Below are 24,270 nucleotides of genomic sequence, written 5' to 3'. Positions count from 1 at the left end.
CCACGAGGGCGTTCTACTTCACGATCCGGTAGATCACGGCACCCGCGTTCCGGTACACCGGCTGCACGAAGTCGTGGCCGTCCAGGTGCTGCAGGCCCCGGGCGATCGGGGTGTCGCGGCGGATCGTGCCGCTGCCCACCAGTACGTAGTGGATGTTCAGCCGCCGGATCGCCGCGCGCGCTTCGGGGTCGGTGTCGTAGTCCGCGAAGTGCTCGGCCAGGTACACCGCGTCCTTGGGCGCAACACCGGCGTCGTAGTGGCCGGCCACCGGGTGCACGCCGGTCAGCGCGTACATCCAGGCCGTGCCGTCGAGCCGGTCGTTGAGCACCTTCTGGTCGGCGGGGATGCCGAGCGTGCCCAGCTTCTCCATCGCCTCGATCTCGTCCGCGCTCACCGGCGGGACCACCTCGCCGGGCAGGCCGTTGTAGTAGAGCAGCGACACCGTCTTGGCGTTGGCCGCCCGGTAGAACCCGCCGGTCAGCACGCCCATCGCGACGACCAGCAGCACCGCCGACGCCAGCCCGACCCGGCCGGTCAGCCACGGCCGCGCCCGCACCCACGCGCGGCTCCCGGCGGCCTTCGCCAGCCACCGCTGGGCTTCGCTCATGCCGTGCGCCGCGAGCAGGCACAGCGGGATCGCGGCCAGCGCCATCAGCCGGAATCGGTCGTTCCACCAGGGCCGCGACAGGCTGATCACCCAGTCCTCGCCGCCGAAGCAGGCGACGACCACGAACAGCGCGGACAGCCCCAACGTCGAAAGCAGCAGCCAGCGCATCCGCCGCAGTGCGGTCAGCGTCAGGACGCCGATCGCGAGGAACACCGTCAGCCAGATCTGGGGGACCGGCAGCACCTGCTTGAACGTCGCCAGCATGGCCAGCGCCTTCCACACCGGCATGTGCGAGCCCCAGGCGTGGTACGGGTACGACCCCGACGTGAAGCCGATCGCGCCGAGGATCATCGGCGCGGCCAGCAGCCCGGCCGCGACCATCACCGGCAGCATCCGCAGGACGTCGCCGCCGACCACCCGCCAGGCCCGCCGTCCCTCGGCGACGCCGTCGACGCGCCGGCCGCGCAGCGCCCGGTACCAGCGCTGCACCACCAGCGGGAACGCGAACAGGATCGCGCCGAACAACGCGCTCGAGTGCGCGGCGAGCAGGCCGGTCGCGCTCAGCGCCAGCACGGCGCCGGTGTCGACGCCCGGCCGCACGACGAACCGCTGCAGCGCGACCACCGCCAGCGGCGTCAGCACGATGCCGAGCGCGAACGGCAGCAGCCCGCTCGACACCGACTCGTACGCCCCGGTCGTCGCGCCGCCCGCGACCAGCGCCGCGCTGCCGGCGAACACCGCGCGGCCGCCGAGCTGGCGCACCAGCGCGACCATGGCCAGCGCGAACAGCCCGGCGATCGGCATCGTCACGGCGTTGAGCGTGACCGGGATCGACGTCCCGGACAGCTGGTAGACCAGCGCCCCGACCAGGTGGTACGCGTTCGGGTAGAAGGAGCCGTCGGGGTACCAGTTGACGGTTCCCATGCCGGTCAGCGAGCCGTCGCCGGTCTCGGCGATGTAGCGGATGCCGTTCGCGTGGAACACGGTGTCCCAGCGCTGGAACACCGCGGTCGTCCCGCCGCGGCCGGAGACCACGACGGCGATCGAGACGGCGGTCGCGATCGCGACGCAGGCGCCGACGGCCAGGTGCGCGCGGCGCGTCCACGGCACCGGCGGCTCCTCCGCGCCCGGCGTCGACCAGCCGCGCGCGGCGAACAGCCGGCGCAGGCCGAAGAGCACGGCGGCGAGCAGCAGGGTGACGGCGGCGACGCTCGGCGGGCCGTAGGGGACGTGCGCGATGGCGAGCCACGGACCGGCGAGGCCGGTGATGGCGTAGCTGAGCAGCGGCGCGAGCCCGGCCAAGGCCCAGCCGCGCAGGCCGGCGGCCCACCCGACGACCCCGCCGGGGACCGCCAGCACGGCCAGGTAGGTGGCCACCGCGGCGAAGTAACTCCAGAAGTCCTCGGGTGCAGGCACTGCTTTCCAGGTGTGTCGTAGGCCGAAATGTGATAGTCGGGTGCGGGCCGGGTCAGCGACCTGCGTACCCTCGACGCCCGTGAGCGCGCACACGAACCCCGCACAGATTACTGAAGCCGATTTCGCAGGCTACGACCTCGTCGTCGTCGGGTCCGGTTTCTTCGGCCTGACCGTCGCCGAACGGGCCGCGGCCGAGCTGGGCAAGAAGGTCCTCATCCTGGAGCGCCGGAGTCACCTCGGCGGCAACGCCTACTCCGAGGCCGAGCCCGAGACCGGGATCGAGGTGCACAAGTACGGCGCGCACCTGTTCCACACCTCGAACAAGCGCGTCTGGGAGTACGTGAACCGGTTCACCGAGTTCACCAACTACCAGCACCGCGTGTTCGCGCGGGTCAAGGACCAGGTCTACTCGTTCCCGATGAACCTGGCCCTGATCAACCAGTTCTTCGGCAAGTCCCACACGCCGGACGAGGCGCGCGAGCTGATCGCCAAGCAGTCGTCCGAGTTCGAGACCGCCTCCGCGCAGAACCTCGAGGAGAAGGCGATCTCGCTGGTCGGCCGTCCCCTCTACGAGGCCTTCATCCGCGGGTACACCGCGAAGCAGTGGGAGAACGACCCCAAGAACCTGGGCGAGAACATCATCACGCGCCTGCCGGTCCGCTACAACTTCGACAACCGGTACTTCAACGACACCTACGAGGGCCTGCCCGTCAACGGGTACACCGCGTGGCTCGAGAAGATGGCCGAGCACGAGAACATCGAGATCCGGCTGAACGTCGACTACTTCGACGTCCGCGAGCACATCCCGGCCGGCACGCCGACCGTCTACACCGGTCCGCTGGACCGCTACTTCGGCTACTCGGCGGGCCGGTTCACCTGGCGCACCGTCGACTTCGAGTCCGAGGTCGCGGAGACCGGCGACTTCCAGGGCACCTCGGTCGTCAACTACAACGACCAGGAAGTGCCCTACACCCGCATCATCGAGTTCCGCCACTTCCACCCGGAGCGGGACTACCCGAAGGACAAGACGGTCATCTTCCGCGAGTACTCGCGCTTCGCGACCGAGGAAGACGAGCCGTACTACCCGATCAACACGCCGGAGAACCGCGAGAAGCTCGAGGCCTACCGCGAGCTGGCCAAGACCGAGGCGCGCGAGCGCAACGTCCTGTTCGGCGGCCGGCTGGGCACCTACAAGTACCTCGACATGCACATGGCCATCGGCTCGGCGCTGTCGGCGTTCGACAACAAGATCGCCCCGCACCTGACCGACGGCGCGCCGCTCGACGGGTCCCTCGATGCTTGAGAAGGGCGCCCCGACGGGCGAGGTCGCTGTCCTTTCGAAGGCGCAGGGCTTTCTGAAGAGTGACGTTTCGGTGAAAGCCGCGCGCGGCATGTCCCACTTCGGTGAGCACGCCATCGGCTGGTTCAGCATCGGCCTGATCGGTGCCGCGGTCGACAAGGAGCGCCGCAAGGACTGGCTGGTCGCGGCGGCGGGTGTCGTCGGCGCGCACGCCGCGTCCATCGCGGTGAAACGCGTGGTCAGGCGCCCGCGACCGGACCACCCGAGCGTCGAGGTACTGGTCGGCACGCCCAGCAAGCTGAGCTTCCCGTCGTCGCACGCGACGTCCACTACGGCGGCGGCGGTGCTCTACTCCGGATTGACCGGGCGTAACCTGGTGCCCGCCCTGGTACCGCCGATGCTCGCCTCGCGGCTCGTGCTCGGCGTTCACTATCCGACAGACGTTTTGGCCGGTGCAGCTCTCGGGGGGCTCGTCGGTGGTCTGATACGACGGAAGCTGAAGAAGAATCCATGAGCGAAACGACCGAGCAGCGCTCCAGTGAAGAAACGGCCGTGACTCCGGAGGCTCCGGAGACCACCGCGTCCCGCGGCCGGTTCGGCCTGGTCGGCGGCGTCATCAAGACGGCGCGGCCGCGCCAGTGGGTGAAGAACGTCCTGGTCTTCGCGGCCCCGTTCTTCGCGTTCTCGAAGTCGACCGACCGCACCGGTCTGCTGATCGACGCGATCATCGCCTTCGTGGCCTTCTCCCTGACGGCGAGCTCGGTCTACCTGATCAACGACGCCATCGACGTCGAGGCCGACCGCGCCCACCCGACCAAGCGCAACCGGCCGATCGCGGCCGGCCTCGTGCCGGTCCCCGTCGCGTACGGGGCCGCGGTCGTGTTCTTCCTGGCCGGCCTCGGCGTGTCGTTCTTCGCCAGCTGGCAGCTGGCGGTCGTGCTGGCCGTCTACGAGGCGGTCCAGCTCGGCTACTGCTTCGGCCTCAAGCACCAGCCGGTGGTCGACCTGGCCATCGTCGGCTCGGGCTTCCTGATGCGCTCGATCGCCGGTGGTGTGGCGGGCGGCATCGCGCTGTCCCAGTGGTTCCTGCTGGTCACGGCGTTCGGCTCGCTGTTCATGGTCGCGGGCAAGCGCTACGCGGAGATCATGCTGTTCGAGCGCACGGGCGCGAAGATCCGCTCGTCGCTGAAGAAGTATTCGGCCAGCTACCTGCGGTTCGTCTGGGCGACGTCGGCGGCGATCCTGATCATGTCGTACTGCCTGTGGGCGTTCGAGATCCGCCAGACCGAGCACAACTCGGTGTGGGCGCTGATCTCGATGGTCCCGTTCGTGGTGGCGGTGCTGCGGTACGCGGTGGACGTCGACGGCGGCATCGCGGGCGAGCCCGAGGAGATCGCGCTCAAGGACCGCATCCTGCAGGTCCTCGGCGCGACCTGGGTGATCACGCTGTTCCTGGCGTTCTACCTGTGACTTCTCATGGCGGATCGACAGGTTCGTTTCAGCTGACGCACAGCTGACCGGCGCACCCTGAGGTGGTGGGGGCGGGCACTGCGCCCGTCCCCGTGACCACAGGAGCGACGATGAACGACCAGCCGCGCGAGGAGAAGGCCCCGCAGGGAGCCGACCAGCCCACCGTCGAGCAGCCGACGACCCCGGCGGCGGCCGACCAGCCCACGACGACGACCCCGGCCGCACCCGGCGAGCCCCCAGCGGCCGAAGGTGGCACGGCGCAGGTCCCGTCCGCCGCTCCGGCGGCCGATGGCGGCACGGCGCAGGTCCCGTCCGCCGCTCCGGCGGCCGATGGCGGCACGGCGCAGGTCCCGCCTGCCGCTCCGGCGTCCGGCCAGCCCGCGACCCCGGCAGCCGGTGGCGGCACCGCACAGGTCCCGTCCGCCGCTCCGGCGGCCGATGGCGGCACGGCGCAGGTCCCGCCCGCTGCTCCGGCGTCCGGCCAGCCCGCGACCCCGGCGGCCGATGGCGGCACAGCGCCGGCCCAGCCCGCCGCCGCAGCCCCGGCGCCCGGCCCGCAAGCCCCCGCTGCCGAGCAGACCGCGGCCGCCGGCCAGCAGGCTCCGCCCGCCGGATCCGCCCAGCAGGCGCCGCCCACCCCTCAGCTCTCCCAGCCCGGTCCCGGCCAGTCCTACGGCGCCTGGGGCCCGCCCCAGGCCGCTCCGCGCCAGTCCGGTGGCTTCCGGCGGTTCGTCGGGCACCGCGCCACGCAGCTCGTCGCGGTCGGCGTGCTCGGGCTGCTGGTCGGCGGCGGCATCGTCGGCGGGATCGCCGCCGCGAGCCACCACGGCCCCCGCGACGGCCGTCCCGGCATCCACCGCCAGTACAACGGCCCCGGCGGCGGCAACCACGACGGCCGCCCGGGCTTCCGCGGCGGCCAAGGCCAAGGCGGCAACCAGGGCGGCAACCAGGGCGGCAACCAAGGCCAGGGCAGCGGCGACGGCATCTGATCATCGGGGAATGTGGCCTGTGCCACCGGCCTCCCACTCAGATCACGGAAGTATCACGGGCGGGGTACGGTATCCCGGATGCGAAGCGCCTCCGCAGAACTCGCCAAGGCCGCCGGTGCGCTGCCGGCGGCCGTGCCCGTCGCCCGTTCGTGGGCTCTCCCGGTGGGCGCCGCCGCGGCTTCGGCCCTCGTGTTCGCCCTGGTCAGCCACCACCTGATCGATGACACCTACATCACGCTGTCCTACGCGAAGAACCTCGCCTTCCACGCGCACTGGGGCCTGATCGAGCAGGGGACGGCGAACACCGCGACGTCCCCGCTGAACGTCCTGGCCCTCGGCGCGGTCACGTTCGTCGTCCGCGACGCCATCCTCGCCGCCGGGATCGTCTTCGTCGTCGCGCAGGTCCTGCTCGTGCTGGGCCTGCGCCGGCTCGGCGAGCGCACCGGGCTGCCGCCCGCCTTCGCGCCGCTGACCTTCGCGTTGCTGCTGGTCAACCCGCTGCTGCTGTCGTCGATCGGGCTGGAGGTCGCGCTCGGCGCCACCGGCGTCGTCTGGGCTCTCGTCCACGCGGGCGAGCGCCACGCGGGACGGCTGGGCGTCGTGATCGGACTGCTCGCGCTCGTCCGGATCGACCTGCTGCTGATCGCGGCGGTGCTGTTCGCCGCCCGCCGCGACTTCTGGGTGGGCATCTGGCGCACGACGTTCTCGGCGCTCGCCGTGATGCTCCCGTGGTTCGGCTTCAGCTGGCTCGTGCTCGGCTCGGCCGTGCCGGACACGCTCGTCATCAAGATCAGCCAGCAGTCGTGGGGACCGTTCAGCTTCACGAACGGCCCGCTGCTCTACTTGCGCAACTTCCCGGCGGCGGCCGCGCTGTCGTTCCTGCCACTGCTGCTCGCCGCGGCGGCCGGGGCCGGCTGGATCGTCCTGTACCGCCGCGGCTCCCGGACCGCCCGCCGGCTGACGCCGTTCGCCGCGCTCGCCGTCGCGGGAGCGCTGCACTACGTCGCGTACAGCCGGCTGGGCGTTCCGCCGTACCACTGGTACTACGCGCCCAGCATCATCGGCGCGACCGTCTTCCTGGCCGCCGTCGCCTCAGCGGTGCCGGAGCACGTGCGCCGCGGGACGTGGACGGCCGCCGCCGCGGTGGTCGCGGCCGGCGTCGCGGTGTACGCGGTGCCGGGCCTGCCGCGCCAGTTCGCGCCCATCGCCAGCAACCACGCGTCGACGACGGAGTACCGCGAGATCGGCCAGGAGCTCGCGGCGATCGCGCACGGCCGCAAGGTGGAGACCGCGGGCGAGGTGGGCGCGCTGGCCTACGCGTGCGACTGCGAGCTCGTCGACGAGTTCTCCGACCGCGGCGCGGTCGACCCGGCGATCACCGAGACGAAGCGCCGCAGCGGCGAGGTCGGGCGGGCGCTGCTGGAAGCCAACTTCCACAACTTCGACCACAGCGTCGCGCCGATCAGCCCGGACCTGGTCCTGGCCACGACCCGCCGCGCGCCCCCGCCGGCCGCGCTGGCGAGCTGGCGGATCGACTCGCCGTGGGTGGGCAGCCAGAACCTGTACCTGGTGCCCGCCCACGCGGTGGCGCTTACGCGTTCACCGTCCGGTTGACGCCCATCCGCTGCCTCGTGAACTTCACCCCGAGCACCACGGCCACGACGGTCAGCGCGGTCTCGAGGAACGGCACGACGTCCACCGGCAGCGTGAACGCCATCACGACGACGGCGCAGGCCAGCAGGACGCACCCGGCGCCCCACCACAGCGTCGCCGAACGCCACCGCTGCCGGAACGCGGAGGAGCGGCCCCACAGCTGTTCGAGCTCGCCGGCGCGCTCGGGCCGGAAGGTGCAGGCGACCCGGAACAGCAGCGGGCGCCGCCCGACGAGCAGGCTCCCCAGCAGCGCCACGCCGAGTGGCAGCGTGATCCACGCGCTGCGGACGAGCAGCAGCCGGGCGTCACCGGAGAACACCGCCACCGCGCAGTTGATCAGCAGCACGGTCAGCACGAACGCGCTGACCGGGTCGATCCGCCGGTGCCGGGCCAGGACGTACCCGGTGCGCAGCACCGGTGGCACCGCACCGACCAGCAGCGCCCACAACGCGTCGACGCCGAAGGAACGCAGGACGTAGTACAGGGCCATCGGGAGCGCGACGTCGCGGAGGAGCATCGTGAGCCCGGCGCGTTTGCTGTTCGTGGTCGTCATGGTGACAGTCTGTTTCGACGACCACGACGGCACATCGGCGTCCGGACCGGGCCCGGATGGAGTTCCGGGTCAACCCCCGGGTGGACGCGCTAGATCGGGAGCTTGCGGAAGATCGGCCGCGGCACGTGCCGCAGCGCCGACATCACCAGGCGGAACTGCGCCGGCGCCCACACGAGGTCCTTGCCCGCCCGCGCGGCCGAGACGGCGGTCTCCGCCACCTGCTCGGCGGTCTGCGCCAGGGGAGCGTCCTTCAGGCCCTCGGTCATCTTCGTCTTGACGTGGCCCGGCCGGACGACCGTCACCTGCACGCCGGACGGCGCCAGCGCCTCGCCCAGACCCAGGTAGAAGCCGTCGAAACCGGCCTTCGTGGAGCCGTAGACGAAGTTGGACCGCCGGACGCGCTCGCCGGCCACCGACGACAGCGCGATCACCGTGCCGTGGCCCTGCGCCTTGAGCTTCTCCGACAGCGCGACGCCGACCGACACCGCGGCTGTGTAGTTCACGGTCGCCAGCTCGACGGCCTTCGCGTGGTCCTGCCAGACCTCTTCCGGGTCGCCGAGCAGGCCGAACGCCACGACGGCCACGTCGATGTCGCCGCCCTCGAACGCCTTGGCCAGCACGCCCGGGTGCGACGCCGTGTCCTTGGCGTCGAAGTCCACAGTGGACACCTCGGCGCCGCGGTCCTTCAGGCGCTGCGCGGCCGCGTCCAGCCGGGGCGACGGGCGCGCGGCCAGCACGACCCGCAGGGGCTTCTCGGCCAGGTACTTCTCGGCGATCGCCAGCGCGATGTCGGAGGTGCCGCCGAGCAGGAGCAGGGATTGGGGGTTGCCCACCGCGTCGATCACAGTTCGAGCCTCCGGCTCATGTCAGAGGCGAAAACGCCTTCGGGGTCAACGGAAGCGCGGATCTTGCGCCATTCTTCGAGCCGCGGGTACATCTTCGCGAACGTCTCGGGCGTGGTGCGCGAGTCCTTCGCGGTGTACAGCCGCCCGCCCAGCTCCAGGACGTCTTCGTCGAGCTCCTGGCAGAAGCGGCCGAGGCCCTGCTTGATCGGGAAGTCGACGCAGACCATCCAGCCCGGGTGCGGGAACGACAGCGGCGCCGCGTTGCCCTCGCCCATCCGCTTGAAGACGTTGAGGAAGGACACGTGCCCCGACTCGGCGATCTTCCGGACGATCTTGCGCAGCGGCTCGTGCGCGTTCAGCGGCGTCGAGAACTGGTACTGCAGGAAACCCTTGGAGCCGTAGGCGCGGTTCCACTCGCCGAACATGTCCAGCGGGTGGTAGAAGGCCGTGAGGTTCTGGATGACGCCGCGGGCTTCCTTCGGCGTCTTCCGGTAGTACAGCTCGCCGATCCCGCCGAAGGTCAGCTTGTTGGCCAGGCCGTTCGGGAAGATGTCCGGCAGGGTCGCCAGCTGCGGGGCGTCGAACTTGAGCGGGTTCGCGCGCAGCTTGGGGGGCAGTTCGTCCAGTTTGGCCAGCGACCCGCGGCCGAAGGCGGCGCGGCCCAGCTTCGAGCCGGTCGAGATCGTGTCGAACCACGCCGACGAGTACGTGTACTTGTCGTCGGAGCCGTTGCTGACCAGCTCGAGCGTCTCGTCGAGGTTGTTCGTGCGCTCGTTGTCCGCGAGGAAGTACGCGGTCTCCGTCTTGGTCATCCGGATCTTCGCCCGGACGATGATCCCGGTCAGGCCGATGCCGGCGACGGTCGCCCAGAACAGCTCGGCTTCCGGGCCCTCCGGCGTCAGCGTGCGGATCCGGCCGTCGGCGGTGATCAGGTCCATCGACACGACGTGGTTGCCGAAGCTGCCCGCGCTGTGGTGGTTCTTGCCGTGGATGTCGTTGGCGATCGCGCCGCCGATCGTCACCTGGCGGGTGCCCGGGAGCACCGGGACCCACAGACCGTGCGGCAGCGCCTCGCGCATCAGCTGGTCGAGGCTGACACCGGCGTCGAGGTCGACCAGCGCGGTGTCCGGGTCGATCGAGTGGATGCGGTTCAGCGCGGTCATGTCGACGACCAGGCCGCCCGCGTTCTGCGCCGGGTCGCCGTAGGAGCGGCCGAGGCCGCGCGCGATGACACCGCGCTCGCCGGCCCGCGTCACGGCGCGGGCGATGGCTTCGACGTCCGCGGTGCTCAGGACGTCGGCGGTGGTCGGGGCCGTCCGCGCCCAGCCCGTGAGCGTGCGTCGCTGTGTCTCGGGTACGTGGGTCACCCGTTCAGTAAACCAGCGGCGCGAAGCGCCTCCGATGAGGGTGGTGGCGGGGGCATGGATGGAGTAGCCACGCCGAAGGACGCCCGGAACGTGACCCTGAAGTGCTCGCTTCTACACTTTGCGCATCAAGGCACAAGCGCCCGCGCGGGTGACCATGACTCAGGCAACGAGGTAAAGCAGTGGTGGCGACCGATCCGCAAGCCGACATCGCAGCTGCTCAGCCGTCCAGTATCGGACTGCTCGGGCAGCTCATTCGCTTCGCCCTGATCGGTGGCTTCTGCGCCCTGGTCGACCTGGGCACGTACACGCTGCTGACCCAGGTGGCAGGCATGGCCACTTCACCGTGGGTCGACGTCGCCCGCGCTATCTCTTTCATCGTGGGCACGACCACGGCGTTCTTCCTGAACCGGAAGTTCACCTTCTCCGGCGGGCGCCGTGACGGGAAGGCGCAGGTCGGCTCGTTCGTCCTGCTCTACACCGTGACGTTCTTCGTCGCGGTCGGGGTGAACCAGCTGATGCTGCAGGTTCTGCCGGAGTCCGCGTGGCAGCACACACTGTGCTGGGCCGTGTCGCAGGCAACCGCCACGGTGATCAATTTCGTGATGCTCAAGTGGGTCGTCTTCCGCGAGCCGTCGACCGAGGAGAACTGAGGAACTCAATGCCCGGTAAAACAGCCACCCCGGCGCCGACCACCCAAGCCGGCGCGGCCGCCGAGACGCGGTTCACCGAGCACACTCCGCAGGGTCGCCTGACGGCGCAGCGCGGGCTCTACGCCGGCCCCGCGCCGATCGTCAGCAAGGACCTGTACGCCGAGCTCGAGTGGGGCTCGGCCGTGCGGGAACGTGCGGCCATCTCGCTCGAGCCCGCCTCCAAGGTGTCGGGCAACACGTACTTCGGCCGGTTCCCGGCCAGCTACTGGCAGCGCTGGACGGACGTGTCCGAGGTCTCCGTCGAGGCCGTCGTGACCGGCACCGGCCTGCTGTCCATGGGCGCGTCCGACGTCGAGGGCGAACCCCGCGTGATCGAGGCCGAGCAGGTCGCCGACGCCAAGCAGGCGAAGGTGACGCTGACCGGCAAGCTCGACAAGTTCTACGACGGCGGCGCGCTCTGGCTCGACCTCGAAACCGAGGGCGGCCAGACGCTGCGCGTCGAGCAGGTCCGCTGGACGGTCGAGGCCCCGGAGAAGATCCGCCCGACCGCGGTGACCATCTGCACGATGAACCGCGCCGACGACTGCCTGAAGAACCTCCAGGCGCTCGCCGCGGACGTCTCCTCGCTGGAGACCCTGGACGCCATCTACGTCGCCGACCAGGGCACCGACCTCGTCGAGTCCCGCGAAGGCTTCGAGCAGGTCGCGAAGGACCTCGCCGACAAGCTGCACTACATCAAGCAGCCGAACCTCGGCGGCGCCGGCGGCTTCACCCGCGGCCTCTTCGAGGTCGCCGGGCACACCGCGACCGAGCACGCGAACGTCCTGTTCATGGACGACGACGTCCTGCTCGAGCCGGACCTGGTGATCCGGATGACGGCGTTCTCGAACCGCGCCGCCAACCCGATCATCGTCGGCGGCCAGATGCTGAACCTGTTCCACCCGAACCAGCTGCACGTCGGCGCCGAGTACGCCCGGCTCAACACCCTCGAGCCCGGCCAGCCGGTCGAGCACTCGCTGTCGACGGCGGACCTGCTCGGCGTGGACGAGGAGACGCTGAAGCCGAACCGCCAGGAGCGCCGCCTCGACGCCGGCTACAACGGCTGGTGGTCGTGCCTGATCCCCTACGAGGTCGTCCAGGCGACCGGCTACCCGCTGCCGTTCTTCTTCCAGTGGGACGACGCCGAGTACTCCTACCGGGCCCGCGCGCACGGCTTCCCGACCGTCACCCTGCCGGGTGCGGGCGTGTGGCACGCGGACTTCCACATGAAGGACTGGGACGAGTGGCACCGGTACTTCAACCTGCGCAACTCGATCATCACCGCCGCGCTGCACTCGCCGTTCAACCTGAACCTGCTCTCGCGGGTGCTGCTCGCGCAGCTGGTGCGCTACCTGCTCGGCATGCAGTACGGCCTGTCGGCCACGCTGATCAAGGCCGTCGAGGACTTCCTCGAGGGCCCGGAGGTCCTGCGTGACGGCGGCGTCGAGGCGATGAAGGAGATCCGCCGGATCCGCGACCAGTACCCGGAGACCAAGCGCCACAAGGCGACCGACGTCCCGGGCATCGCGTCCAACGACATCGGCATCATCAACAGCGCGCCGCGGCCCAGCATGCAGCGCCTGGTGCTGATCAAGCGCGTGCTCGACCGGGTGCTCGGCCGCAGCCGCTTCGGCCTCGGCGCGGTGCCGATCGACGAGGCGAACTGGTGGCACATCGCCCTGTTCGACACGGCGGTCGTGACGGACGCGAACCAGGAAGGCGTCCGCGTCCGGTCCTACGACAAGGTCAAGATGTTCGACCTGGCCAAGCGCGGCGCGAAGGTCGTCCAGCGGCTCCGCAAGGAAGGCGCGGCGGTGCAGGAGCAGTACAAGCGCGCCATGCCCGAGCTGACCTCGCGCGAGAACTGGAAGCGCCTGTACAAGCTCTGAGTCCGCTTACTTCGGCGAAGGCCGTCTCACATTCGTGAGGCGGCCTTCGCCGTTTCAGCCGTGGATGCCGAAGACGGTGTTCTTGCGGGTGAGGTCGTCGACGTACGCGGCGGCCACGTGGGCGAAGTTGATCGCGACTTCGGAGTGGTCCTTGGTGGTCACCGTCTCGACGGCGCCGGTCTTCACGAGCTGGGCGAGCTTGCCCGCCAGCTTCCCGGATTCTTCGGTCGTCAGCGCGAACAGCAGCGGTTGCCCGCCGGTGGCGAGGTGCAGCACGAGTGCGGGTTTCGGGTCGGCCATGCGTCCATCGGACCAGCGGCGATCTTCGCGCGGCAAGCGGGTTCGCTGAGGGCGGAGCACCCGGTGGCGGTACCGTTCCCCGAGATCGGAAGAACCCTCGGGGGGATGGAAGCGATGCCGCACTCGTTCTCGCTGTCGCTGGCAGCGGTGGACATCCTGCTCGAACAGCTCGGGCTGGGCCGCGCGCCGACGCCGTTCGAGGTGCCGCACGTCGGCACGACCGTCGAGCAGCGCGCGATGATCCGCGACGCCGTCGTCCGCGACCTGACCGGCCGCGGGCTGTGGAGCCGCGGCCGCCTCGACCCGGACGCCGAGCTGGCCCTGACGACGTTCGTCCGCGGCACCGTGACCATCACCGCGGCCGCCGAGCTGGGCGACCGCCAGCTGTTCGCGAAGGTCGCCTCCGACGGCCAGTTCGCGGTGCTCGCCAAGCAGGAGGAGAACCTCATCGTCTTCGAGGAGGTCCGCCCGACCGGCATCGTCCCGGCGATCGTCGACCTCCTCCCGCTCACCCCGGCCGCCCCCGGCCAGTCGGTGACCATTTCGAGGCCGGCCCAGCAGCCCCGAACCCAGCGCCGCGACGAGGCGTACGACCCGTTCGCGGGCGTCAGCGCCCCCCGCACCCACAGCGGTGGCAGCGGCCCCCAGGTCCGCATGATCGAGCGCGTCTTCCAGGAACCGAAGAAGCGGGTCGGCCAGTTCACGGCCCAGACCCGCGGCGGCACGTACCCACCCCTCGCCTGGTTCGACACCCCGGCCGGCCGCTGGCTGATGTCGTCGAGGACAGCAGCGGACGGCCAGCGCTGGCTCACGTACGCCCCGGCCGACAACGCCCGCCTGGCCCAGCAGCTGTACGCCCAGCTCGAAGGGCAGTTCTGAGCTTCGGGAACCGCGCGGGTGCCCGGTGCGTCCCAGGGGAAGATCGGTGAACCGAGGTTGCGCTGGGTGCCCGGCTAGTAGACTTCCGGGTGCACACGCACGGGCGAAGCGAATTCGGGGTGGACTGCGATGCAGATAGCCGATGGTGGCGGCGGAGGCAGTGCCTTCCTGTCGGACCTCCTCAACCCCTTCTCCTCGGGCGCCATGAGCGCCGCGGTGCAGGCGGCTACGGCCGAGACGCAGAAGCTGCTAGCCGCGGCCGGCAGTGGCGGTTTCAAGATCTCGCCCGAGGGCGTCAAGCCGATCAAAGACGCGCTGAACGACCTGATCAACGACCTCAACGCCAAGAGCGACTCCATCTACCTGCTCAACCAGTCGCCCCAGCTGGGGAACCACCCGTACGGGCACACCGTCGCGGCGCACGACCACAAGGGTGCCGCGGAGGCCGAGGGGTCTGCGAGCACGGCGATCGAAGAGCTTAAGAAGGTGGCCCAGAAGGCGGGCGAAGCGCTCGACCTCGCCGTCGCCAAGTACAACGAGACCGAGAACTCCGCTTTCGACGCCTTGAAGCCCAAGCACTAGGGAATGATGAAACTCCTCGCCCGGGTCACCCTGCCCCTCGCCGCCGGTGCCTTGCTACTGGCCGGTTGCACGACTGTCCAGCCGGGAACCGCTTCGCCGGCCGGCTCGGAGTCTGCCGCGCCGTCGAGCGAGAACTCGAGCTCGGCCGCCCCGGGTGGTGCTTCCACCGATTCCCTGCAACCGTGCACCTTGCTCACCGCGGCTGATGTCAGCGGCTACGCCTCGTCTTTCGAGCCCGCCACCGAAAAGAAGCTCGGGGGTGCCCGGGTCTGCAGCTACCAGCACAAGATCACCGATCCGAGCGAAGAGGGCATGATTCTCAGCGTCGCCATCCGCGACACCGCTCCGCTCGCCTCGGTCAACGACACGGGCAACGGGGTGCAGGACCTCCAGGTGAACGGCCGCGCGGCGAAGGAGGCGTCGAGCGACGCGCCGCTGGGCTGCACCGTCGCCCTCGGGGTGGGCGACAACGCGCGGGTCGACGTGAACGCGACCGCCCTCAACACCGTCGAAAAGGCCTGTCAGATCGCCAAAGACCTGGCCGAGAAAACCGTCGAGCCGAAACTGCCCAAGGCGTAGGGGGAGTTCAGATGACGACAACAGGAAAGTTTCCGCGGACTCCCGATCTGCCGGTGGAAAAAATCGAGGCCATGCCACCGCAGGAGCGCCACGAGTACCTCATGCACAAGGTGAATGAGGAGGGCTACGGCCCCGACAGCGGGTTGTTCGGCTACATCCAGAGGTTCTTCGCGCAGATCAACGCGAAGAACCAGGAAGAGCAGATCAGCCAAAAGAACATCAAGGCCGCCACCGACGGCCGCAAGGTCGAATACGTCCAGGGGCTGCACGCGCCGAACGCGGACTACAAGGGCAACAAGCACGAGCAGCTCAAGGAGTACCTGGAGAGCAACCTCGACGTCCAGCAGGTCTCCGACGTTTCGACCGCCTACCATGAGGTTCACCAGGTCTTCGACAAGTTCGCCCAGTCGATGAACACGGCCGTCAACGCTTCCAAGGGCACCTGGGAAGGCGGCGCCGCCGAGAACGCTCAGCAGTACTTCACCAGTCTCGGCAAGTGGTCCGATGCCAACTCGCAGAACGCGAAGCTCGCCTCGGAGACCATCTACGACCAGGGGCAGGCCGCGTCGACGGCGAAGAACTCCATGCCGGCGCCCATTCCGTTCAGCTGGAAGGACGAGTTCGGCTCCTGGGCGACCTCGAACCCCTTCAACCTGGCCGACAACGTCGACAAGTCGATCCAGAAACAGAAGGACAGCCAGGCGGCGCACGACCAGGCCGCCGGGGTCATGGCGACCTACGACAAGAACCTCTACGAGGCCGCGTCGAAGCAGCCCGCCTTCGCGCCTCCGCCCAGCTTCAGCACCGGTGGGGGCAGCGACGACCCCAACGGCACCGGGGACAAGAACGGCATCAACACCCCGTCGGGCGTGAACACGCCGGGTGGGCACTCGGTGAACATGCCGGGTGGCAGCACGAACAACTTCACCACCGGCAACATCCCCGGCACCACCGGGACGCCGCAGTTCTCCGGGCCCGGCTCGACCACCGGCGCGGGGCTGCTGCCGGCCGGTACGACCACGCCGTCGGGCTTCACGCCCGGTTCGGTCCCCGGCGGGTCGACGACGAACCCGAACCAGCAGTTCGGGGGCATGCCGCCGATGAGCCCGATGCCGATGGGCGGCGGGATGAACTTCGGCGGGGACGAGGCCTACAACTCCAAGGTCGGCGGCGGCGGTGGCGGCCGCGGGGCCGGTGGCTTCGGGCCCGGTGGCTCGGGGGCCGGCAGCGCGACCGGCGCGGGTGCCGCCTCGGGGGCCGCGCGGCCCGGTGGGATCGGGGCGGCCGAAGCCGCCGCCGGACGCGGCATGGGCGGGCTCGGCTCGGGTGGCGCGGCCGGTCGTGGCGGGATGGGTGCCGGCGGCATGGGCCGTGGGCAGAAGGGCGAGGGTGACGAGGACACCGAGCACTCGCGCCCGACGTACCTGGTCGAGGGTGACCCCGACGAGGTCTTCGGCACCGACCTGCGCACCGCGCCGCCCGTCATCGGCGAATAAGACGACCACACGAAAAAGGGCCCCCGTGAGGGGGCCCTTTTTCGTCGGATGAAGCTTCAGTAGCGGAAGAACTTCTCCGCGCGGCCCTGCCGGACCAGCTTCAGCCACTGCAGGAACGCCTTCGGGTCCCGCTTCACGCCCACGAAGTACAGTCCGAACCGGACGATCTCCAGTGCGCCGATCTTGCGCATCCCCGGCTGGGACAGCAGGTACCCGCGGTTGCGGTAGGTGTAGTACCGCTTGACCTCGTTCTCCGGGTCCTGCGCGTGGAACTTGCCGCCCAGCATCGGCTTGAACTCGTCCGAGCCGTCCGGGTGCAGGTACTTCGTTTTCAGCGACGTGCCGAACGGCAGCCCCGAGCGGGCCAGCCGGCGGTGCAGCTCGACCTCGTCGCCGCGGAAGAACAGGCGCAGGTCCGGCACGCCGACGACGTCCAAAGTGGACGCCCGGAAGAGCGCGCCGTTCATCAGGGAAGCGATGCCGGGCAGGAAGTCCACGCCCAGCTCGGACTGCGACCGCTTCCACGTCAGGCCGCGGCGCAGCGGGAACGCGAGCTTGTCCGGGGCGTCGATGTTGGACACCACCGGCGAAATCTCGGCCAGCCCGCGCTTTTCCGCTTCTTCCAGCAGGATCGCGAGCACGTTCTCGTCGGCCGGGCGCCCGTCGTCGTCGGCCAGCCAGACCCACTCCGCGCCCAGCGAAAGCGCGTGCAGCATGCCCAGCGCGAACCCGCCGGCGCCACCGAGGTTGCGGTGCGACGGCAGGTACGTGCTCGGCAGCGGGTAGTTCTCGACGACTTCGCGGGCCGAATCGTCCGGCCCGTTGTCGACCACGACGAGGTGGTCGACCGGCCGCGTCTGGGCCGCGATGACCTTCAGCGAGTCCGCGAGCAGCTCGCGCCGGTGCCGCGTGACGACCACGCCGACGACCGCGCCGTCGGGCAGCTGCCGGGTCTCGCTGACCATCATTCGCCGCCGTTCGTCGTCGCCACCGGCTCGATGCCGAGGCGCTGCAGCGTTTCCTTGCTCATGTCCGCGAACGGGTCGCGGCCCTTGTACCCGGTGAGGACGTCCCGCAGCGTGCCCTGTTGCTTGAGGTGACCTTCGTCCATCCAGATCGCCGAGTCGCACAGCTCGAACAGGAACTCGTCGGAGTGGCTGGCGAACACCAGGATGCCCGAGCGCTTCACGAGGTCCTTGAGGCGGTCGCGCGCCTTGTTGAGGAACGCCGCGTCGACCGCGCCGATGCCCTCGTCGAGGATCAGGATCTCCGGGTCGATCGACGTGACCACGCCCAGTGCGAGCCGCACGCGCATGCCCGTGGAGTACGTCCGCAGCGGCATCTGCAGGTAGTCGCCGAGCTCGGTGAACTCCGCGATGTCGTCGACCCGCTTCTCCATCTCCTTGGCGGTCATGCCGAGGAAGAGGCCGCGGATGATGATGTTCTCGACGCCGGAGATCTCCGGGTCCATGCCGATGCCGAGGTCGAAGACCGGTGCGATCTTGCCCTTGATCCGCGACGAGCCGCGGGTCGGCTCGTAGATCCCGGCGAGCAGCCGCAGCAGCGTGGACTTGCCGGCGCCGTTGTGGCCGACCAGCCCGACGCGGTCGCCTTCCCGCAGGTTGAGGGTCACGTCGTGCAGGGCTTCGATGATCGGGACCTTGGTGTCGGTGCCGATCTTGCCGCCGACCTTGCCGAGGACCTGCTTCTTCATCGACCGCGTCTTCGCATCGAAGATCGGGAAGTCGACGTACGCGTTGTGAACGTCAATGGAAACCATGTGTCACACCCAATAGGAGACGCGGGCACGGTAATTGCGCATCGCGACGAGCGCGAGCGCCCACCCGACGATGGTGATGGCACCGACCACGATCCAGTTCTCCACGGAGAACTCCTGGCCCAGCAACGGCGCGCGGACCACCTGCATGAAGTGGTAGAGCGGGTTCGCCTTCACGATCGGCAGGATCCATGAAACGCCTTCCCGGGATCCGCCGCTCATCAGCTGGTCCACCGGCCAGACGATCGGCGTGCCGTAGAACAGCAGCTGGATCAGCGAGTTGATCACCTGCGGGATGTCGCGGAAGCGGGTCGAGATGATGCCGAACAGCAGGGTCACCCAGGCGGCGTTGACCGCCAGGAGCAGGAAACCGGGGATGGCCAGCAGGATGTTCCAGCTGAGGCCGGGGTGACAGATGTGGTCGGGGATGCACAGGCCGTTGCCCAGCAGCGAGTACTGCTTGCTGAGGGCGCCGAAGAAGATCACCAGTACGACCACGTAGACGATCATGTTGTGGGCCAGCATCAGCGTCTGCCGCCACACCGTGCGCAGCATGTAGACGCTCAGCGGTGCCGGGAGCTGCTTGATCAGCCCCTCGTTCGTGATGAACGTTTCCATGCCCTCGGACAGGCAGCCGCTGATGAAGCCCCAGATGATGAAGCCGGTGGAGATGTAGGGCAGGAACACCTCGACGGGCAGCTTGAACAGCTGCGAGTAGAGCAGCCCGAGCCCGAGCGCGAGGACCGCCTGGCTGATCGTGATCCAGAAGGGCCCGATCACCGACCGGCGGTACCGCTGCTTGATGTCCTGCCAGCCGAGGTGACCCCACAGCTCGCGGGCGGAGAAACCGGCCTTGATGTCGGCGAAGGCGCGCGCGAACGTCTTGCTGTCCGACGTCGGGGGCACCGGCGTCGCTACGGATGAGTTCGCGGCCTGAACCGTGCTGGTGGCATGCACGTGGACGAGGGTACCGATGGGATGAGCGGCGTCCGGCCCACCCCGCCGCTGTGGTAGAGCCGAGTGGCCGATACGCGGGGGCCGGTGACCTTTGTGCTGGTACTTTCTCGGCTTATGACTGCTGCTCTCGGCGCGGCGAGCCTGATGGTCAACCTGCTCGCGGCGTACGCCGACCGGCCCGACCCGCGTTCGGTGGCCGTCGTCGGCAACCAGCCGCTCCCGCCCGACCCCCAGCGTGCGAAGGCGATCGACGCGTGCGACCTGGTCATCCGGGTCAACGGCTTCGTCGTCGACAAGCCCGGTGAGGAGGTCGTCGGCTCCCGGACGCACGTCGTGGTGTTCAACCGGGCGATCCGGGCCACCCCGTACGTCTTCCAGGACTACCGCAGGCGCCTCTACCTGCTGGTGGAGCCCGGGCGCATGCACTGGGAGCCGGAGGACCTGCCGGGCTGGTGGCCCGCCGACCTCGGCGCGGTCCCGGTGTCGAACCGCGAGGTCGTGCTGCCGCTGTCGGACGCGCTGGGCCTGCCGACGCGCGACGAGCCGACGTGGTCGACCACCGGCACGCTCGCGGCGTGGATCGCGCGGACGTCGTTCCCGACCGCGCAGCTCGTGCTCACCGGGTTCTCGTTCATCGACAACCCGGACCAGACCTCGTGGGAGCACGCCGCCGGCGACTCCTGCATCGTCGGGCCGGAGCACCAGATCGCCGCCGAAGGGCGGCTGCTGGACTCCTGGACCAAGACCGGCGACACCACCCTCCTGCGCTGAACGCGCGTCCCCACCTCCACGTAAGGACCCACCCATGGCTGTGCAGAAACTGGGCAGAGGCTTCGTCGACCGGATCGCCCGGCTGATCGACTTCCGCGTCGACGAACGCACCCGCGCGCTCGCCGACCGCGTCAACAACCTCGAGCACGCGACCGCCGACCACCGGCGCCGGCTCGACAGCGCCGAGCACAACCTCGAGCAGGCCCGTGGCGACCTGCGCTGGGCCCGTGCCGAGCTCGACCGCCTGATCCCGCACGTGGCCGCGCAGGAGGGCCGCCTGGAGACGCTCCGCGAGTCGATTTCGCTCGTGCCCACCGGCGACGCGCCCCAGGTCGCCGAGGCCCGCACGCTGATCGAGGAGATCCAGCGCCAGCACGCCCAGATCCGCGTCCGGCTGGCCGGCATCTCGCGCTACGAGGACCGGCTGCGCCGCCTTGAGGACCGGGTCGAAGAGCCCGTCGCCCAGTAGCTTGCACGCCCGGGAAGCCACCGAAGCGGACGCCGAGCTGCTGCTGGGCTGGCGCAACGACCCGCGCACACGGCGGTCGTCGCGCTCGACGGCCGTGGTGGCCCTGGCCGAGCACCTCGCGTGGCTGCGCGGGGTGCTCGCCGACCCGGCGCGGCTGCTGCTCGTCGTCGAGCACGAAGAGGCGCCGGTCGGCACCGTCCGGTTCGACCGGCGCGACGGCGACGGCTGGGAGGTCAGCATCACGCTGGCGCCCGAGAGCCGGGGCCGCGGGCTGTCCGGCGCGGTGCTCGCCGAGGGGGAGCGGGCCGCCCGCGACCGCCTCGGCGTCCGGACCGTGTTCGCCGCCGTCCACCAGGACAACGCGGCTTCGGGGAAGCTCTTCGAACGCGCCGGGTACGCCGAAGCCGCGCCTGCCGTCAGCGGCTTCCGGCAGCTGCGCAAGACTCTGAGCTGACCCGCAGTCCACCCCGGGGAGGCACCATGCACGACATCCGGTTCGGCGCGCACACGATCGGCCCCGACCACGCGCCGTTCGTCATCGCCGAGATGTCCGGCAACCACAACGGCGACCTGGACCGCGCGCTGTCGATCATCGACGCCATCGCCGAGACCGGCGCGCAGGCGGTCAAGCTGCAGACCTACCGCCCCGACACGATCACCATCGACGTCGACACCCCGGCGTTCCGGATCGGGGACTCGCACTCCCTGTGGGGCGGGGAAAACCTGTACAAACTGTACGAAAAGGCCCACACGCCGTGGGAGTGGCACGCGCCGCTGTTCGAACGCGCCCGCGCCCGTGGCCTGGAAATCTTCTCCAGCCCCTTCGACCCGACGGCGGTCGAGCTGCTGGAGTCCCTGGACGCGCCGGCGTACAAGATCGCGTCGTCGGAGATCGTGGACCTGCCGCTGATCGAGCTGTGCGCGCGCACCGGGAAGCCGCTGGTCATCTCGACCGGGATGGCGAACGTCGCCGAAATCGACGCCGCCGTGCGCACCGCGCGAGAGGCCGGCAACGACCAGCTGATCGTGCTCGGCTGCACGGCGAGCTACCCGGCGTCCCCGCGGGAGAGCAACCTGCGCGGGCTGCCGCTGCTGGCGGGCCTCACGCAGACGCTGGTGGGGCTGTCGGACCACACGCCGGGCATCGGGGCGCCGGTCGCTGCCGTCGCGCTCGGCGCGGTCGCCATCGAGAAGCACGTCACGCTGGCGCGGGCCGACGGCGGCGTCGACTCGGAGTTCTCGCTGGAGCCGGCGGAGCTGGCCGCGCTGGTGACCGAGACGCACCGGGCGTGGGAAGCCCTCGGCGAGCCCGTCCTGGGCCCGCGGGAGAGCGAGAAAGAGGGGCTGCGGCTGCGCCGGTCCCTCTACGTCGTCGAGGACGTCCGCGCCGGGGACGAGGTCACCGCGGCGAACGTCCGGTCGATCCGGCCCGCGGGCGGCCTGGCCCCGGCCGAGATCACCAAGGTCGTGGGGCGCACCTTCCGCGTCGACGCCGCGAAGGGCACGCCCCTGACCTGGGACCTGCTCTAGAAGAACGCGCGCACGGCGTCGACGACGCGGTCGACGTCGGCGTCCGTCAGCGCCGGGAACAGCGGCAGCGAGAGCTCCTGCTCGTAGTACGCCTCGGCGTTCGGGCAGAGCCCCCGCCGGTAGCCGAGGTCCTCGAACACGGGGTGCCAGTACGCCGGGATGTAGTTCACCTGGACGCCGATGCCGGCGCCGCGCAGGTGCTCGAACAGCGCCTTCCGGCGGCCTTCGAGAACCCGCAGCGGGTACAGGTGCCACACCGGGTCGGCGCCGGGGCGGCTCGGCGGCGTCGCCACGCCGTCGACGTCGGCCAGGGCCGCGGAGTACCGGGCGTGGATCTCGGCGCGGCGCTTCTTGAACTCCGCGAGCCGGGTGAGCTGGCTGGACCCGAGCGCGCAGAGGACGTCCGGCAGGCGGTAGTTCAGCCCGAACTCGTGGACTTCCTGGTGCCAGCCGCCCTCGTCCGGGTAGCGCTGCTCGGCGCGGTCGCGGACCAGGCCGTGGTTGCGGAACTTCCGCGCCCGGTCCAGCAGCGCCGCGTCGGTCGTGACGACGGCGCCGCCTTCGGCCGTGGTGAGGTTCTTGGTCGGGAAGAACGAGAACGTCGTCAGGTCGGCGATCGAGCCCACCGGACGGCCCTGCCAGGCCCCGCCGACCGAGTGCGCCGCGTCTTCCAGGAGCAGCGCGCCCGCGTCGTGGGCGAGTGCGCCGAGCGCGTCCAGCTCGGCCGGGTGGCCGGCGTAGTCGACGGCGGCGACGACCTTCGTGCGCTCGGTCACCGCGGCTCGCGCCGCCTCGACGTCGAGGTTCCCGGTGTCCGGTTCGACGTCGGCGAAGACCACCTTCGCGCCGTGCAGCGCGGCCGTCGCGGCGGTGGCGATGAACGTCATCGGGCTCGTGACGACCTCGTCGCCCGGCTTGATCGCGGCGGCCGCGTAGGCCACGTGCAGGGCCGCGGTCCCCGACGTCACGGCGACCGCGGGCGCCCCGCCGGTGTGCGCCGCGAGGTCGTTCTCGAACTGCTGGACCGCGGGCCCGGTGGTCAGCCAGTCGCCGCGCAGGACGTCGACGACGGCTTGGATGTCCTCGTCGCTGATGGACTGGCGGCCGTAGGGGAGGAACTCCGCCGACGTGCTCTTTCCCGCGGAGGCGGCATCAGACTCAGCCATGCTGTTCGACCAGGTCGCGCAGCTCTTCGGGGTTCAGCCAGAGGTCGTTGGTGTCCGAGCGGTAGGCGAAGCCCTCCGGCATCGGCGTCCCGCCTTCCGGCTCCTGGTAGCCCCAGCCCGCGAGGTGCGGCTGCACGACGTAGCGGTCCTCGAGCTTGACCGTCCGGCGCGCGTCGTCGGGGGCGATCATCTCCTCGTGCAGCTTCTCGCCCGGGCGGATGCCGACCTCGTGCATCTCGCTGCCCGGCGCGATCGCCTGGGCCAGGTCGACCAGCCGCATGCTCGGGATCCGCGGCACGTACAGCTCGCCGCCGTGCATCTGGTCGAAGGAGTCGACGACGAACCGCACGGCCTGGGGGAGCGTGATCCAGAAGCGGGTCATCTCCTTGTGCGTGATCGGCAGCGACTCGCCCTTTTCGGCCAGCTTCCGGAAGAACGGGATGACGCTGCCGCGCGAGCCCATCACGTTGCCGTAGCGGACCACGGAGAAGCGCGTCACGTGCGCGGCCGCGTAGTGGTTGCCGCTGATGAACATCCGGTCGGCGCACAGCTTCGTGGCGCCGTAGAGGTTGATCGGGCTGGACGCCTTGTCGGTCGAGAGCGCGACGACCTTCTTGACGCCGGTGTCGATCGCGGCCTCGATCACGTTCTGCGAGCCCACGACGTTGGTCTGGACGAATTCGAACGGGTTGTACTCACCGGTGTCGACCTGCTTGAGCGCGGCGGCGTGCACGACGTAGTCGACGCCGTGCATGGCGCGCTCGAGCCGGCGGCGGTCGCGGATGTCGCCGATGAACCAGCGCAGCCGCGGGTCGTCGTCGAACAACTGCCGGGCCTCGTACTGCTTCAGCTCGTCGCGGGAGAGCACGACCAGCCGGCTCGGGTTCAGTTCGGCGAGGGCGTGCGCGATGAACGCCTTGCCGAAGGAACCGGTCCCGCCGGTGAGCAGGATGCTGGAGCCATCCAGCTCGGACATCGTTGACCTC

At 70.1% G+C, this 24,270-nt stretch carries 25 protein-coding genes; 15 read left to right on the top strand and 10 right to left on the bottom strand.

Annotation, left to right across the window (positions count from 1 at the left end; genetic code table 11):
• Positions 1–13: 13 nt before the first annotated feature.
• Positions 14–2,023 (bottom strand): DUF6541 family protein, encoded by a 2,010-nt coding sequence (locus AB0B33_RS22675; protein WP_360774941.1) that lies wholly within the window; start codon positions 2,021–2,023, stop codon positions 14–16.
• Between the two features lie 79 nt (positions 2,024–2,102).
• Between AB0B33_RS22675 and glf the strand changes: the two genes are divergently transcribed.
• The 5 genes from glf (at position 2,103) to AB0B33_RS22650 (ending at position 7,396) form a co-directional block, all read left to right on the top strand.
• Entirely contained in the window at positions 2,103–3,326 is a 1,224-nt protein-coding gene (gene glf, locus AB0B33_RS22670; protein ID WP_360774938.1) for a UDP-galactopyranose mutase, read from the top strand.
• Positions 3,319–3,837, top strand: coding sequence for a phosphatase PAP2 family protein (locus tag AB0B33_RS22665; protein ID WP_360774935.1), 519 nt, complete (start codon positions 3,319–3,321; stop codon positions 3,835–3,837). Before glf ends, AB0B33_RS22665 begins: the two co-directional genes overlap by 8 nt.
• A complete protein-coding gene (locus AB0B33_RS22660) occupies positions 3,834–4,793 on the top strand; it encodes a decaprenyl-phosphate phosphoribosyltransferase (RefSeq protein WP_360774933.1) in 960 nt (319 codons plus the stop codon). The genes AB0B33_RS22665 and AB0B33_RS22660 overlap by 4 nt, the downstream gene beginning before the upstream one ends.
• A gap of 110 nt (positions 4,794–4,903) precedes the next feature.
• Positions 4,904–5,782, top strand: coding sequence for a hypothetical protein (locus AB0B33_RS22655; protein WP_360774930.1), 879 nt, complete (start codon positions 4,904–4,906; stop codon positions 5,780–5,782).
• Between the two features lie 78 nt (positions 5,783–5,860).
• Complete coding sequence (locus AB0B33_RS22650; RefSeq protein WP_360774927.1) at positions 5,861–7,396, top strand: hypothetical protein; 1,536 nt, start codon at positions 5,861–5,863, stop codon at positions 7,394–7,396.
• Here the strand turns inward: AB0B33_RS22650 and AB0B33_RS22645 are convergent.
• The 3 genes from AB0B33_RS22645 to AB0B33_RS22635 form a co-directional block, all read right to left on the bottom strand.
• On the bottom strand, positions 7,374–7,988 hold the full coding sequence (locus AB0B33_RS22645) for a VC0807 family protein (protein ID WP_247015850.1): 615 nt from the start codon (positions 7,986–7,988) through the stop codon (positions 7,374–7,376). The genes AB0B33_RS22650 and AB0B33_RS22645 overlap by 23 nt on opposite strands.
• An 89-nt stretch (positions 7,989–8,077) precedes the next feature.
• Positions 8,078–8,833 carry a decaprenylphospho-beta-D-erythro-pentofuranosid-2-ulose 2-reductase gene (locus tag AB0B33_RS22640; RefSeq protein WP_247015848.1) on the bottom strand — a complete coding sequence of 252 codons (756 nt, stop codon included), beginning with the start codon at positions 8,831–8,833 and terminating at the stop codon, positions 8,078–8,080.
• A complete protein-coding gene (locus tag AB0B33_RS22635; protein ID WP_360774923.1) occupies positions 8,830–10,200 on the bottom strand; it encodes an FAD-binding oxidoreductase in 1,371 nt (456 codons plus the stop codon). The genes AB0B33_RS22640 and AB0B33_RS22635 overlap by 4 nt, the downstream gene beginning before the upstream one ends.
• 179 nt (positions 10,201–10,379) lie before the next feature.
• Between AB0B33_RS22635 and AB0B33_RS22630 the strand changes: the two genes are divergently transcribed.
• Positions 10,380–10,850 (top strand): GtrA family protein, encoded by a 471-nt coding sequence (locus tag AB0B33_RS22630; protein WP_169735160.1) that lies wholly within the window; start codon positions 10,380–10,382, stop codon positions 10,848–10,850.
• A gap of 8 nt (positions 10,851–10,858) precedes the next feature.
• Positions 10,859–12,778, top strand: coding sequence for a glycosyltransferase (locus AB0B33_RS22625; RefSeq protein WP_247015842.1), 1,920 nt, complete (start codon positions 10,859–10,861; stop codon positions 12,776–12,778).
• 54 nt (positions 12,779–12,832) lie between these two features.
• Here AB0B33_RS22625 and AB0B33_RS22620 read toward each other — a convergent pair whose 3' ends face one another.
• Entirely contained in the window at positions 12,833–13,078 is a 246-nt protein-coding gene (locus AB0B33_RS22620) for a hypothetical protein (protein WP_247015840.1), read from the bottom strand.
• A gap of 114 nt (positions 13,079–13,192) precedes the next feature.
• On the opposite strand from AB0B33_RS22620, the gene AB0B33_RS22615 reads away from it, so the two are divergent.
• The 4 genes from AB0B33_RS22615 to AB0B33_RS22600 all read left to right on the top strand — a co-directional run bounded on the left by AB0B33_RS22615 (position 13,193) and on the right by AB0B33_RS22600 (position 16,614).
• Entirely contained in the window at positions 13,193–13,957 is a 765-nt protein-coding gene (locus tag AB0B33_RS22615; protein ID WP_360775456.1) for an ESX secretion-associated protein EspG, read from the top strand.
• 129 nt (positions 13,958–14,086) lie between these two features.
• On the top strand, positions 14,087–14,539 hold the full coding sequence (locus tag AB0B33_RS22610; RefSeq protein WP_360774919.1) for a hypothetical protein: 453 nt from the start codon (positions 14,087–14,089) through the stop codon (positions 14,537–14,539).
• Positions 14,540–14,542: 3 nt separating this feature from the next.
• Entirely contained in the window at positions 14,543–15,118 is a 576-nt protein-coding gene (locus tag AB0B33_RS22605) for a DUF3558 domain-containing protein (RefSeq protein WP_360774916.1), read from the top strand.
• An 11-nt stretch (positions 15,119–15,129) separates the two neighbouring features.
• The gene (locus AB0B33_RS22600; protein ID WP_360774913.1) at positions 15,130–16,614 is read left to right on the top strand and encodes a hypothetical protein; all 1,485 of its coding nucleotides are present in this window, start codon (positions 15,130–15,132) and stop codon (positions 16,612–16,614) included.
• 56 nt (positions 16,615–16,670) lie between these two features.
• Here the strand turns inward: AB0B33_RS22600 and AB0B33_RS22595 are convergent, their stop codons facing one another.
• Genes AB0B33_RS22595 through AB0B33_RS22585 form a run of 3 tightly spaced genes read right to left on the bottom strand, consistent with a single transcriptional unit; the run spans position 16,671 to position 19,348 of the window.
• On the bottom strand, positions 16,671–17,579 hold the full coding sequence (locus AB0B33_RS22595) for a glycosyltransferase family 2 protein (protein ID WP_247025404.1): 909 nt from the start codon (positions 17,577–17,579) through the stop codon (positions 16,671–16,673).
• Complete coding sequence (locus AB0B33_RS22590; RefSeq protein ID WP_360774910.1) at positions 17,579–18,394, bottom strand: ABC transporter ATP-binding protein; 816 nt, start codon at positions 18,392–18,394, stop codon at positions 17,579–17,581. The genes AB0B33_RS22595 and AB0B33_RS22590 overlap by 1 nt, the downstream gene beginning before the upstream one ends.
• Positions 18,395–18,397: 3 nt before the next feature.
• Complete coding sequence (locus tag AB0B33_RS22585; RefSeq protein WP_360774907.1) at positions 18,398–19,348, bottom strand: ABC transporter permease; 951 nt, start codon at positions 19,346–19,348, stop codon at positions 18,398–18,400.
• Between the two features lie 144 nt (positions 19,349–19,492).
• Here AB0B33_RS22585 and AB0B33_RS22580 point away from each other — a divergent pair, with 144 nt between their 5' ends.
• From AB0B33_RS22580 to pseI, 4 genes are read left to right on the top strand one after another with little or no spacing between them, the layout of a single operon-like run.
• Entirely contained in the window at positions 19,493–20,119 is a 627-nt protein-coding gene (locus AB0B33_RS22580) for a glycosyltransferase family 29 protein (RefSeq protein WP_247025402.1), read from the top strand.
• 34 nt (positions 20,120–20,153) lie between these two features.
• The gene (locus AB0B33_RS22575) at positions 20,154–20,588 is read left to right on the top strand and encodes a hypothetical protein (RefSeq protein ID WP_247015829.1); all 435 of its coding nucleotides are present in this window, start codon (positions 20,154–20,156) and stop codon (positions 20,586–20,588) included.
• A gap of 1 nt (position 20,589) precedes the next feature.
• Positions 20,590–21,042, top strand: a complete 453-nt coding sequence (locus AB0B33_RS22570; RefSeq protein WP_360774904.1) for a GNAT family N-acetyltransferase — start codon at positions 20,590–20,592, stop codon at positions 21,040–21,042.
• A gap of 26 nt (positions 21,043–21,068) precedes the next feature.
• Positions 21,069–22,118 carry a pseudaminic acid synthase gene (gene pseI, locus AB0B33_RS22565; RefSeq protein ID WP_360774901.1) on the top strand — a complete coding sequence of 350 codons (1,050 nt, stop codon included), beginning with the start codon at positions 21,069–21,071 and terminating at the stop codon, positions 22,116–22,118.
• On the opposite strand, the gene pseC is transcribed toward pseI, so the two are convergent.
• Together pseC and pseB are read right to left on the bottom strand one after the other, a co-directional pair.
• Positions 22,115–23,284 (bottom strand): UDP-4-amino-4,6-dideoxy-N-acetyl-beta-L-altrosamine transaminase, encoded by a 1,170-nt coding sequence (gene pseC, locus AB0B33_RS22560; RefSeq protein WP_360774898.1) that lies wholly within the window; start codon positions 23,282–23,284, stop codon positions 22,115–22,117. The two genes, pseI and pseC, sit on opposite strands and share 4 nt — an antisense overlap.
• Positions 23,277–24,260: a UDP-N-acetylglucosamine 4,6-dehydratase (inverting) gene (pseB, locus tag AB0B33_RS22555; protein ID WP_247015821.1), complete on the bottom strand. Its 984-nt coding sequence runs from the start codon at positions 24,258–24,260 to the stop codon at positions 23,277–23,279. The genes pseC and pseB overlap by 8 nt, the downstream gene beginning before the upstream one ends.
• Between the last annotated feature and the right edge of the window lie 10 nt (positions 24,261–24,270).

It is taken from the genome of Amycolatopsis sp. NPDC049159 (genome assembly GCF_040648295.1).
Lineage (GTDB): Bacteria > Actinomycetota > Actinomycetes > Mycobacteriales > Pseudonocardiaceae > Amycolatopsis > Amycolatopsis pretoriensis_A.
This window is presented reverse-complemented; position numbering and strand designations above follow the sequence as displayed.